Annotated in this window: 9 protein-coding genes; 3 read left to right on the top strand and 6 right to left on the bottom strand. The window is 69.4% G+C overall.

Features of this window, described 5'->3' with window-relative positions; translation table 11 throughout:
* Positions 1-162: 162 nt before the first annotated feature.
* The 4 genes from G3N92_RS23605 to G3N92_RS23590 all read right to left on the bottom strand — a co-directional run bounded on the left by G3N92_RS23605 (position 163) and on the right by G3N92_RS23590 (position 4,908).
* Positions 163-1,185, bottom strand: coding sequence for an alpha/beta fold hydrolase (locus G3N92_RS23605; RefSeq protein ID WP_206129997.1), 1,023 nt, complete (start codon positions 1,183-1,185; stop codon positions 163-165).
* Positions 1,182-2,477, bottom strand: coding sequence for an MFS transporter (locus G3N92_RS23600; protein ID WP_241014985.1), 1,296 nt, complete (start codon positions 2,475-2,477; stop codon positions 1,182-1,184). Before G3N92_RS23600 ends, G3N92_RS23605 begins: the two co-directional genes overlap by 4 nt.
* Positions 2,478-2,560: 83 nt before the next feature.
* The gene (locus G3N92_RS23595; protein ID WP_206129999.1) at positions 2,561-3,655 is read right to left on the bottom strand and encodes an alpha/beta hydrolase; all 1,095 of its coding nucleotides are present in this window, start codon (positions 3,653-3,655) and stop codon (positions 2,561-2,563) included.
* A gap of 137 nt (positions 3,656-3,792) precedes the next feature.
* Complete coding sequence (locus G3N92_RS23590) at positions 3,793-4,908, bottom strand: porin (protein WP_206129995.1); 1,116 nt, start codon at positions 4,906-4,908, stop codon at positions 3,793-3,795.
* 190 nt (positions 4,909-5,098) lie between these two features.
* On the opposite strand from G3N92_RS23590, the gene G3N92_RS23585 reads away from it, so the two are divergent.
* Positions 5,099-6,061 (top strand): LysR family transcriptional regulator, encoded by a 963-nt coding sequence (locus G3N92_RS23585; protein ID WP_206129994.1) that lies wholly within the window; start codon positions 5,099-5,101, stop codon positions 6,059-6,061.
* A gap of 11 nt (positions 6,062-6,072) precedes the next feature.
* On the opposite strand, the gene G3N92_RS23580 is transcribed toward G3N92_RS23585, so the two are convergent.
* Both G3N92_RS23580 and G3N92_RS23575 read right to left on the bottom strand, forming a co-directional pair.
* Positions 6,073-6,414: an ArsR family transcriptional regulator gene (locus tag G3N92_RS23580; protein ID WP_241014983.1), complete on the bottom strand. Its 342-nt coding sequence runs from the start codon at positions 6,412-6,414 to the stop codon at positions 6,073-6,075.
* The gene (locus tag G3N92_RS23575; RefSeq protein ID WP_241014982.1) at positions 6,411-7,892 is read right to left on the bottom strand and encodes a PLP-dependent aminotransferase family protein; all 1,482 of its coding nucleotides are present in this window, start codon (positions 7,890-7,892) and stop codon (positions 6,411-6,413) included. Before G3N92_RS23575 ends, G3N92_RS23580 begins: the two co-directional genes overlap by 4 nt.
* Before the next feature lie 165 nt (positions 7,893-8,057).
* On the opposite strand from G3N92_RS23575, the gene G3N92_RS23570 reads away from it, so the two are divergent.
* Positions 8,058-10,382, top strand: a complete 2,325-nt coding sequence (locus tag G3N92_RS23570; protein ID WP_206129993.1) for an FdhF/YdeP family oxidoreductase — start codon at positions 8,058-8,060, stop codon at positions 10,380-10,382.
* A 156-nt stretch (positions 10,383-10,538) separates the two neighbouring features.
* Positions 10,539-11,447, top strand: a complete 909-nt coding sequence (locus tag G3N92_RS23565; RefSeq protein ID WP_206129992.1) for a bestrophin family ion channel — start codon at positions 10,539-10,541, stop codon at positions 11,445-11,447.
* Positions 11,448-11,599: the final 152 nt, after the last annotated feature.

Below are 11,599 nucleotides of genomic sequence, written 5' to 3'. Positions count from 1 at the left end.
CGCGCCGCACCGTCGCGCCGGGCATGGCGAGCCGATCCGGGTTGGCGTTCGGGCTTGGCAAATTCATACGGTCTCCTGATTTTATTGGATAGGTGCCGGATTCGTGTCCGGGGTGCTGCCTGTTGATTCGCGGAACCGGCTCGCGCCAGCGCCGTGCGCCGCTCAGGCTTCGCGCGCGGTCTTGCCGAACAGCGCCGCGATGCCGGCCGGCGAGCCGAACACCGCATCGGCGTCGTGGCCCGCGCCCGGGATCCGGTGCGTATCGTGGGTGCAGCCGGCCGCGCCGCGCGAGGCGATATAGCGGGCGTAGGCCAGGCCGCGCCCGAGCCGGTGCTCGCCTTGCGTCATCGCCGCGCACGAGCGGTCCAGCGCCGGGTGTTCGGGATCGCAGTCGCGCTCGCCGAGCAGCGTGATCACGTCGCGCGCCAGATAGGCCCGCTCGAACGCGCCCGGCTCGGCCGCGGCGGGCTGCTCGCTCGCATAGGCGGGCAGCGCGTCGAGGCCGTACTTCCAATCGTTGAAGCCGGCGCAGCGCGCGCCGTCGAACGGCGAGAAACCGCCGTCGGCATCGGGACGCAGCCGGTCGAAATACACGTAGGACGACGGATTCGCGATCACGTAGCGCACCGCCACGCCCTGCCCGCTCAGCGCGGCCTCGCCGCGCGCCAGCACCGCGTAGCGCTGCGCGACCTGGCCGCCGCCCGAATGGCCGGCCACCACCACCTCGCGCAGCGCGGGGAACGTGGCGCGGTCGGCCAGCGCGGCGAGCAGCGCGTCGAGCACGTCGAACGAGCTGACCGGCGCGGGCGACAGCGCCTCGCCGCCGCCCATCCAGCCGGTCCAGTCCCAGCACAGCGTCGAGGCCGGCAGGCGGTGCGCCGCCACGTCGGCCTGCGCGAGGAACTGCGGCACCAGCAGCACCGTGTCGTTCGAATTGCGGCCGGCCGCGGCGCGGGCGCGATGGGCGAAGCGGAAATACGCGTCGGCGTTGCGCAGCCGGCCGTGCAGCAGGATCACCGCGGTCGTGACCTCCGGCTGCGAGGCGTTCCATTCGCCGGTGGCGAACAGCGGCACGATGCCGGTGCCGGCCGGGGCGTTGACGGTCAGATGCTGGGGCGCGACGACATCGACAGGCCGTTCGTTCGGCGCGCGTTCGTCGTGGGCGGAATCGGGCACGGTGCTCAAGCGGGGGTCCTCGTGGGGGCCGCCGCGTCCGCGCCGAGTTCGGGATGTCCGCGGCGGGACAGCCCGACCAGGGCCAGCGAGACGAAGCCGGCAAAGATCAGATAGAACGCGGGGGTCAGGCTGCTGCCCGTCAGCGACGTCAGCCCGGTGATGGTGAACGGCGCCAGCCCGCCGAACAGCGTGACGGCGACGTTGTACGACAGCGCCACGCCGGACGAGCGGCTGCGCACCGGGAACAGCGTCGCGAGCATGCCCGGGTGCGCGCCCGACATCGCCGCGAGAAACACAGTGGAAATCAGTTGCGCGATCAGCAGGCGCTCGGCCGACGGCGCGGACACCACGAACACGAACAGCGGATACGCGCACAGCATCCAGGCGATCGTGATCGGATAGAACAGCCGGTACGGGCCGTAACGGTCGGCCAGCCGCCCCGACAGCGGGAACAGGAACAGATTCAGCACACCCGAGAAGAACGCCCCGCGCAGCGCGACCTGCAACGGCAGGTGCAGTTGGCGCTCGACATATACGGCCAGATAGGAGTGCCACACATAGTTGGTGGCCGCGCCCACCGCGATCACGCCCATCGCGCACAGCGCGGCGCGGCCGTTGTCGCGGAAGAACGCGCGCAGCGGCACCTTCGGGCGCTCGGCCGGGTGTTCCGCGCGCAGTTGCTGGAACTCCGGCGATTCGGCCACCTTGTGACGGATATAGAAGCCGAGCGGCCCCGCCAGCGCGCCGCACAGGAACGGCACGCGCCAGCCCCACTCCACCAGCGACGCATGCGACAGCCGCGTGGTCAGCAGATAGCCCGCCGCCGACGACAGCAGCAGCGCGAACGACTGCGCCGTCATGTTGAAGCTGCCGTAGAACATCTTGCGGCCCGGCGGCGCGTATTCCACCAGCATCGCCGAGGCGGTGGCGAACTGCCCGCCCACCGACAGCCCCTGCAGCACGCGCGCGAGGATCACCAGCGCGGGCGCGGCGTAGCCGATCTGCGCGAAGCCGGGCGTCAGCCCCATCAGCAGCGTGCTGCCGGCCATCGAGATGATCAGCAGCGACAGCGCGCGGCTGCGGCCGGCGCGGTCGGCGTACACGCCGAGCAGGATGCCGCCGAGCGGCCGCACGAAGAAGCCCACCGCGAACGTGGCCAGCGTCAGCATCAGCGACACCAGCCCGTTGCCGGCCGGGAAGAACACCTGCGCGATGATCTTCGAGAAATAGCCGTAGATCAGGAAGTCGAACCATTCGAGGCCGTTGCCGAGCACCGACGCGAAGATCGCACGGCGCACCATCGACGGCGACAGGCGCGCGGCCTGCACCGCCGCGGCGCTGTCGCGCGCGGCCTCGGTCACGTGATCGGCTGGATTGGCATGACTCATGATCCGCACCCCGGCGTGTCGTAGATGGCGGCCAGCGCACAGGCCGAGGTCAGCATTTTCGCGCCGTTGTGGCCCACGCCCGGCACCACGTGCAGTTGCTGGTTCAGGCCTTGCGGATGCCGCGCCTGCAGATAGCCGAAATACGCCTGGGCGCGCGCGAGCCGCTGCGGGCCTTGCGCCTCGGCCGGGCAGCTCTGGTCGAGCGCCTTCTGCCGCGGATCGTCGTCGTTGCCGCCGACGAGGTACGTGACCTGCCGCGCCGCATAGGCGGCCTCGAGCTGCGCGGCGCTGCGGTCGGCCAGGTACGGCGGGCGCTTGGCCATGCCGTATTTCCAGTCGTCGAAACCGGGGCACGCGGCGGCGTCGAATGCGGCCGGCTTGCCGTCGGCGCCGGGGCGCTCGGCGTCGAAATACGCATACGACGACGGGCTCGACACCACGTAGCGCAGCGCGATGCCATCGCGGGCCAGCACGCCGGTTTCGCGCGCCGCCACCGCGTAGCGCTGCACCACCTGCCCGCCGCCGGAATGGCCGGCGAACACCACCGCCTTCAGGTTCGGGAAGCGCGTGCGGTCGGCGAGCCGTTCGACGATCGCGTCGAGCACCGCATACGAACTGAGCGCGGCGGGCGCCAGCGCCTCGTCGCCGGCCATCCAGCCGTTGGCGTCCCAGCGCAGCAGCGCGGCGTCGCCATCGCGGCCGGCCAGATCGAGCGAGGCCAGGAACTGCGGCGCGATCAGCAGCGTGCCGTCCACCTGCGCGCCTTGCGCGGCGGCCGCGTCGCGGCCCTGCTCGGCGCTGTGGAAATAGCGGTCGGCGTTGCGCAGCTTGCCGTGAATCACGATCACCGCGCGCGTCACGCCGGGCTGCGGCTGGTTCCAGTCGCGCGACAGGTAGAGCGGGAATTGCGCCGGGCCGGCCGGCGTGTCGATCGCCATGCGCGTCGACGCGATACGCGCGACCGGGCGCAGATGCGCGTTGTAGACATGCGGCGCGGCGGGCGCGGCCGTGGCGGCGTCTGCCGCCGAAGCCGCCAGCGCGGCGCCGGGGCTGGCCGTCGCGGCCAGCGCCCCGGCGGCGGCCGTGATCATGGCCAGCCCGGTGCGCCGCGCGAAGCGGGTGAGGATCGGTACGGATTGCATGCGAACTGCTCCTGAAGGCCCGGACCGCGCACGACGCGGCCCCGGCCCGACTGCTGAAATAAAACCGTGCTGCGGGCGCGGCGCGCTCAGAACCGCGTGAACATGCCGAGCGTCACGCCCGTCTGGTTCGGGCCCATCGCCGTGCTGTCGTTGGTGCCGACCGGCGTGTAGGCGCCATTGTTGCCGCGCGTCGCCTGGGCGTAGGCCACGGTCGCATACAGCGACGTGCGCTTGGACAGCGCGTACTGCGTGCTCAGCACGCCCATCCACGTATTCGAATTGCCGGGCGTCTTGTCCTGATCGTAGTAATAGGCGGCCGTCACCTTCAGGTTGCGCGCGAGCGGATAGCGCACGCCGCCGAAGAACAGCGCCTGCGCCGACGACGCCGTCTTGGTGCTGGCCGGGTTCGTCAGGAAGTGCTCGTAGCCCGCCAGCAACTGGCCTCGGCCGATGTCCTGGCGGAACGCGATGCTCAGGTTGCGCGACTTCGTGAAGTTGCCGGCCGTGTTGATCGCGCCGTTGCGGTAATCGTAGGCGAGGCCCACGCCGAACGTGCCGCCGTCGTAATCGAGGCCCCCGCCGTAGGCCGCGCTGCTCTGGAACGAGGCCGCGTCGCCGCCGAAGCTGTAGCCCGCGATCGCAGTCAGGCCGGCGAAGCGGCCGACGTACTTGACCATGTTGCTGTTGCGCGCGCGGAACGAGAAATCGTTCGACGAGCCGGTGGTGGGGAACCACGTGTATTGCTGCGCGAACTGCATCGGGTCGTAGCGCAGCAGGACGTCGTACATCGGCGTGTATTGCAGGCCGAACGACAGCGAGCCGAACGTGCGGTTCGACAGGCCGACCGCCGAGGTGCGGTTGAACAGCGTGCCCGCCGTGGCCTGGGTGCCGTCGTTGCTGTTGAAGCCCGATTCGAGCACGAACCACGCCGCGTTGCCGCCGCCGAGATCTTCCGTGCCGCGCACGCCCCAGCGCGAATTGTGGACGCCGCCCGAGTTCATGCGGAACAGCGAGCCGCCCTGCGTGCTCGCATGGCTCAGGTATTCGACGTTGGCGTCCACCACGCCGTACAGCATCACCGAGCTGCCGCCGCCGATCCCGCCCATGGCGAGTTGCAGCGCTTCGTCGACTTCGTCCTGCTGCGCGTAGGCGGACGCGCATCCGGCAAGCAGCATGGCCGCTGCGGCGTGGTGCTTTTTCACTTCGTGTCTCCTGGACCTTGTTGTGATTGTCGATGGCCGTCTCCGTCGCCCGGAGAACCCCGCCATGTAAGGCTGCAATGTGTCAGGCGCAATCCTAGGGAGTCCCGAACCAGATGTAAAATATCGATTCGCTTGTATTGCCATATTTTCTGAATATGGATCGATTGTCCTGCCTGCCGGAGCCGTCCCGATGGAATTGCGTCACCTTCGTTATTTCCTTGCCGTTGCCGAGGAAGGTCAGTTCACGCGCGCCGCCGAGCGCCTGGCGATGCAGCAGCCGCCGCTGTCGCAGCAGATTCGCCTGCTGGAGGAAGAGATCGGCTTCGAGCTGTTCGTGCGCCAGCCGCGCGGGGTGGAACTCACGCCGGCCGGGCGCGCATTCGCGCAGAACGCCGAGCTGGTGCTGGACACGCTGCAACAAGGCGTGGCGCACGCGCGGCGCATCGCGCGCGGCGAGCTGGGCACGATCGCGGTTGGGCTGACCAGTTCGGCCGGGTTCCATCCGCTGACCACCGACGCGATCCGCGCGTTTCGCGCCGATCACCCCGGCATCGAGATCACGCTGGCCGAACTGAACGCGGCCGAGCTCAGCGAGCGGCTGTCGAACGGGCAGCTGCACGTGGCGTTTCTGCGCAAGCCGGTGGATACGCTGCCCGGCGTGGCGTTCGAGCCGCTGCTCGACGAACCGATGGTGGTGGTGTTGCCGGTGGGCCACCGGCTGCTCGAGGGCATGGACGGCAAGCAGGGCGAGCCGCCCGCCATCTCGCTGAAGGCGCTCGAACACGAGGAATTCATTCTGGTGCGCCGGCCGGGCGCGCCGGGCATGTATGCGGACTTCCTGGCCGCGTGCCGCCGCCAGGGTTTCGTGCCGCACGTGGCGCGCGAAGTGCCGCGCATGCTGACCGGCATCCACATGGTGGCGGCCGGGCTCGGTGTCACGCTGGTGCCGGCCTCGATGCAGCGCTACGACCACCGCAGCGCGGTGTTCTGCCCGCTGGCCGATCCGGCCGGCTTTTCGGCGCCGCTGCACCTCGCGTATCCGGTCGAGATGCGCGACCCGGCGGCGGCGCGCTTCGTGGAATTCGTGCTGGAGAAGAAGGCGCAGGCCGATCGCGAAGCCGATGCGGCCGGGGCCGGCCCCGCTCGGGACTGATCGGCTACGCCTCAGCCGCCCCCGCCGCCCTCGGCGAACAGCGCATCGGCCAGCGCCGCGCCTTCGTCGCTGAGCGCGACGTGGCCGATGCCGTCCTCGCCGATCTCGGTGCGCGTGAGCCCGGCCCCGTCGAGCTCCGTCAGCGTGCGCCGCAACGTGCTCATCGGCACCTGCGAGCGCTTGCTGAGCTTCGCCAGCGACCATGCGCGCCCCGGTGTTTCCGTCAATGCGTCGCGCAGGCAGGCCAGCACCGCGACGATCACCGGGTCGAGCCCGCCGTCGTCGTGGATACCGGGTTCATCGCGGTTTGCTTCGCCGCCGTTGGCGTCGTCGTGTTCCGTGCCGTTCGTCATGCCGTCCCCTCCTGGTTCGATTCGCTGCGTCCGCCGCCCGCGCCGCTCCCGCCGCCTTCGCCGCGCACCGCCGCCGCCACCAGCCGGCCCAGCGTGCGCACCGCCTCCTCGATCTGCGGCGACCACGGATAACTGTAGTTGAGCCGGATGCAATGCTGGTAGTTGCCGGTGGTCGAGAACATGTGCCCCGGCCCGATCGTGATGCCCTCGGCCAGCGCCAGTTGGTACAGCGCCATCGCATCGCAGCCGGGCGGCAGTTCCACCCACATCACGTAGCCGCCGGTCGGCTGCGAAATGCGCGTGCCGTCGGGGAAGAAGCGCCGCACCATCGCGCCCATCAGGTTCGCCTGCTGGGCGAACGTCTTGCGGATGCGCCGCAGGTGGTGATCGTAGCCGTCGTGGCGCAGGTATTCGGCGATCGCCAGCTGGTCGAGCGCCGGCGTGGCCAGCGTGTTCAGGAATTTGAGCTTCTCGACCTGATCGCGGTAGCGGCCCGGCATTGCCCAGCCGATCCGGTAGGCCGGCGACAGGCTCTTCGAAAACGACGCGCAATGCAGCACCAGCCCACGCCGGTCGAACGATTTCAGCGCGCTGGGCCGGGCCTCGCCGTAATACAGCTCGTGATAGACGTCGTTCTCGATGGCCGGCACGTCGTGGCGCGCCAGCAGGTCGACCAGCGCGGCCTTGCGCGCGTCGCTCATGCGAAAGCCGAGCGGGTTCTGGAAATTCGGCATGACCATGCACGCGGCGATCTTCTCGCGCTCCAGGATGCGCGCGAGCGCGTCGAGATCGATGCCGTCCACCGGATGCGTGGCCACCTCGATCGCGCGCATGCCGAGCCGCTCGATCGCGTGCAGCATCGCGTAGAACGTGGGCGATTCGACGGCGATGGTGTCGCCGGGCCGCGCCACGGCCTGCAGGCACAGGTTGATCGCCTCGGTCGCGCCGATCGTCACGACGATCTCGTTCGGATCGACGGCGATGCCGCGCTCGCCGTAGCGGCGCGCGATCTGGCGGATCAGTTCGGGGTTGCCGGGCGGCAGATCGTCGATCACGCCCCAGCGCGTGCGGCGGCGCGCAATGCCGTGCATGTGGCGCGCGATCCGCTGCGACGGAAACAGGGCCGAATCGGGATACGGCGAGCCGAGCGGCACGGCGTCGTCGCGGGCGATGGTGCGCAGCGTGGACAGCACCAGCCGGCTCACGTCCACCGCCGACGACACCGCGATCGGCGTGCTGGCGTTCAGCGCCGGCTCGCCGGCCGGCGCCTCGCGCGCACGCACGAAATAGCCCGACTGCGGCCGGCTCTCGATCGCGCCGCGGCTTTCCAGCACCAGATAGGCGCGCACCACGGTGGTGATGCTCAGATCGTGCTGATGGCTCGCCTGCCGCACCGACGGAATCCGCTCGCCCGGCAGGTACACGCCGCGCCGGATCATGTCGTCGATGTCGTCGGCCAGCTTCTCGTAACGCTTCATGCTGTATCGTTCGGAATGTTCTGAAGCACAGTTTTGGCTTCCGGTGTACTGCGAAAACGCAACTGTACTCTTTTTCGGCTGGGGCAGGTGTGTACCCATGACGCACTGCGGCAAAGGTACGCTGCTTCCATCGCCGCCAGAGGCGGCCCACGTCAAGTAGCAGCCATGAAGAAGAAAGCTCCGACTCCGCGCATCGAACCCTACCACCACGCCGCAGCGGGCTGGGGGGCCGTCAAGCAGGTTGCGATCAACCTGATCAAGGAACGGGTGTCGGGCGGCAACTACCGCACGCTGTTCCGCCAGAACCAGCCGGACGGCTTCGACTGCCCGGGCTGCGCCTGGCCCGACCGCCAGCACGCGTCCACCTTCGAATTCTGCGAAAACGGCGTCAAGGCCGTGGCCGCCGAAGCCACCTCGAAGCGCGTGGGGCACGATTTCTTCGCCGCCAATACCGTCACCGCCCTGCTCGAGCAATCCGATTACGAGCTCGAGCAGCACGGCCGTTTGACCGACCCGATGGCGTACGACGCCGCCAGCGACCGCTACGTGCCGATCGGCTGGGACGACGCGTTCGCGCTGATCGCGCGCCACCTGAACGCGCTCGACAACCCGAACCGCGCCGCGTTCTACACCTCGGGCCGCGCCAGCAACGAAGCCGCGTTCCTGTATCAGCTGATGGTGCGCCGCTTCGGCACCAACAACTTCCCCGATTGCTCGAACATGTGCCACGAGGCCACCAGCCGCGGCCTGCCGGCCACGGTCGGCGTCGGCAAGGGCACCGTCACGCTGCACGATTTCGAGCACGCCGACCTGCTGATGATCTTCGGCCAGAACCCGGCCACCAATCACCCGCGCATGCTCGGCGAGCTGCGCGAGGCCGCCAAGCGCGGCGCCACCATCGTCTCGATCAATCCGCTCAAGGAACGCGGCCTGGAACGCTTCTCCGATCCGCAAAGCCCGATCGAGATGCTGACGGGCGGCAGCACCAAGATCGCCTCGCGCTTCGTGCAGCCCACCATCGGCGGCGATTTCGCGCTGATCAAGGGCCTCGCCAAGCGCGTGCTCGAATTCGACGACGCGGCCGTGCTGGCCGGCCAGCCGCGCGTGCTGGACCTGGCGTTCATCGACGAACACTGCGCCGGCTTCGACGCGTTCGCCGCCGACCTGCGCGCGGAAGACTGGGCCGTGCTGACCGCCGAGAGCGGCGTGTCGTACGCGCAGATCGATTCGCTGGCCGAGCTGTACGCCAAGAGCGAGCGCGTGATCGCCACCTGGGGCATGGGCATCACGCAGCACAAGCATTCGGTGCAGACCATCCACATGCTGTCGAACCTGATGCTGATGCGCGGCAACATCGGCCGCGAAGGCGCGGGCCTGTGCCCCGTGCGCGGCCACTCGAACGTGCAGGGCAACCGCACGGTCGGCATCGAGGAAAAGCCCACCATGGCGTTCCTCGACAGCCTCGGCAAGGTGTACGGCTTCGAGCCGCCGCGCCATCACGGCTACGACGTGGTGGAAACCATCGAGGCGATGCTGGAAGACCACGTCAAGGTGTTCATCGGCCTGGGCGGCAACTTCGCGATGGCCACGCCCGACACGCCGCGCACCTGGGACGGCCTGCAACGCTGCGCGCTGACCGTGCACATCACGACCAAGCTGAACCGCAGCCACCTGATCCACGGCAAGGACGCGCTGATCCTGCCGACCATGGGCCGCACCGAGATCGACCTGCAGAACGGCGTCTCGCAAGGCGTGACGGTGGAGGATTCGATGAGCATGGTCCACGTCTCGTACGGCATGAACAAGCCGGCCTCGGCCAACCTGCTGTCGGAAACGGCGATCGTCGCGAAGATGGCGATGGCGCTGTTCGGCCCGGACGATTCGGTCGACTGGCAAGCCTACATGGACGATTACGCGCGGGTGCGCGACGCGATCGAGGCGGTGCTGCCCGGCTTCGAGAACTACAACGAGCGGATCGCCCAGCCCGGCGGCTTCCACCTGCGCGTGGCCTCGCGCGAGCGCGACTGGATCACGCCGAACCGCAAGGCGAACTTCATCGCGCACCCGATGCCGACCGACACGCCGATCCAGCGCGCCCGCGCGCAGCACGGCGAGAAGCTGCTGACGCTGATGACGACGCGCTCGCACGATCAGTACAACACCACCATCTACGCGCTCGACGACCGCTACCGCGGCGTGTTCGGCCAGCGCCGCGTGGTGTTCGCCAACAAGGACGACCTGGCGATGCTCGGCTTCCAGGCCGGCGACTGGGTCGATCTGGAAACCGTGTGGCACGACGGCATCGAGCGCCGCGCCGACGGCTTCCTGCTGGTGGAATACGACATCCCCCGCGGCTGCATCGGCGCGTACTACCCGGAAACCAATCCGCTGGTGCCGCTCGACAGCACGGCCGACATCGCCAACACGCCCACCTCGAAGTCGATCCCGGTGCTGATGCACCGCGCCAACGCCCAGCGCGCCGCGGCCTGACCGGCTTTGCAGGGCGCGGCGGCCCCGGCCGCCGCGCCCTGCGCCTCGCATCGTCCCCCGCTTCGTTCCACGCCTGCCCCGGCAGCGCGCGCCGTCCGCAACGCCTCGCGTTTCTGGTAGCGTTACCCGCTTCACTGCCGCATCGGAGTTGCCGTCATGATCATTCGCCCGCGCGAACACTGGTTCCGGATGCTGTTCGTCTGGAACGGCTCGGTGCTGCAATCGATCCTGCCGCAGCTCGCCGTGATGACCGTGATCAGCCTGCTCGCGCTGCTGACCGACGGCCGCATCCTCGGCACCAAGGTGCCGCTGAACCCCACCCCGTTCACGCTGGCCGGCCTCGCGCTGGCGATCTTCGCGGCGTTCCGCAACAACGCCAGCTACGACCGCTACTGGGAAGCGCGCAAGCTGTGGGGCGGCGTGCTGACCGCCGGCCGCGCGCTGGTGTCGCAGGCGCTGGCCTACGGCGCAACCGACGACGGCGCGGGCTTCGCGCGCACCGTGATCGCGTTCGTGTACGCGATGAAGCACCAGTTGCGCGGCAGCGATCCGGCCGAGGATCTCGCGCGCTATCTCGACGCCGACGCCTACGCGCAGGTGGCCGCCGCCAAGTTCCGGCCCGTGGCGATCCTGCATCTGCTGCGCACGCGGCTGGCCGAACGTCAGCGCGCCGGCGCGCTGAGCGACACCCGGCTGTGGATGCTCGACGCGCAACTGAACGAGCTCGGCGCGAAGCTGGCCGGCTGCGAGCGGATCGCCTCCACGCCGATCCCGTTCCCGTATCACGTGCTGCTGCATCGCACCATCTACTCGTACTGCATGATGCTGCCGTTCGGGCTGGTCGATTCGATCGGCTTCGCCACGCCGTTCGTGTCGGTGTTCGTGTCGTACACGCTGATCGCGCTCGACACCATCGCCGGCTATATCGCCGAGCCGTTCGGCACCGGGCCGCATCACCTCGCGCTCGACACGCTGACGCGCCAGATCGAGCGCTCGCTGCTCGAAACCGCCGGCGCGCCGCTGCCTGACGAAATCCCGGCCGATTCGCAGTACCGGGCGTCCTGAGCGGCGGCGCATGCCCGCCTGAGCGCCCGAACGGCGCGCCCCGCCGCCGCCCTTCGCGCGCCTGTTGCCCGCCTTTCGCCCGCCAACCCGCTCGCCGCTTCGCTTTTGCACCGGCCGGATCGCATCCGCGCCGGCTCGCGCGCGAGCCGGCA

The sequence above is a fragment of the Burkholderia sp. Ac-20379 genome (genome assembly GCF_017104645.1).
Lineage (GTDB): Bacteria > Pseudomonadota > Gammaproteobacteria > Burkholderiales > Burkholderiaceae > Burkholderia.
The sequence above is the reverse complement of the archived record's forward strand: the minus strand, read 5'-3'. Positions and strand labels throughout refer to the sequence as shown.

What these genes read in the sequence shown, in the direction of transcription:
- G3N92_RS23600 (WP_241014985.1), bottom strand. Translation starts at nt 2,477, where the DNA reads ATGGTGCGCCGTGCGATCTTCGCGTCGGTGCTCGGCAACGGCCTCGAA.
- G3N92_RS23595 (WP_206129999.1), bottom strand. Translation starts at nt 3,655, where the DNA reads ATGATCACGGCCGCCGCCGGGGCGCTGGCCGCGACGGCCAGCCCCGGC.
- G3N92_RS23585 (WP_206129994.1), top strand. Translation starts at nt 5,099, where the DNA reads ATGGAATTGCGTCACCTTCGTTATTTCCTTGCCGTTGCCGAGGAAGGT.
- G3N92_RS23580 (WP_241014983.1), bottom strand. Translation starts at nt 6,414, where the DNA reads ATGACGAACGGCACGGAACACGACGACGCCAACGGCGGCGAAGCAAAC.
- G3N92_RS23575 (WP_241014982.1), bottom strand. Translation starts at nt 7,892, where the DNA reads ATGAAGCGTTACGAGAAGCTGGCCGACGACATCGACGACATGATCCGG.
- G3N92_RS23570 (WP_206129993.1), top strand. Translation starts at nt 8,058, where the DNA reads ATGAAGAAGAAAGCTCCGACTCCGCGCATCGAACCCTACCACCACGCC.
- G3N92_RS23565 (WP_206129992.1), top strand. Translation starts at nt 10,539, where the DNA reads ATGATCATTCGCCCGCGCGAACACTGGTTCCGGATGCTGTTCGTCTGG.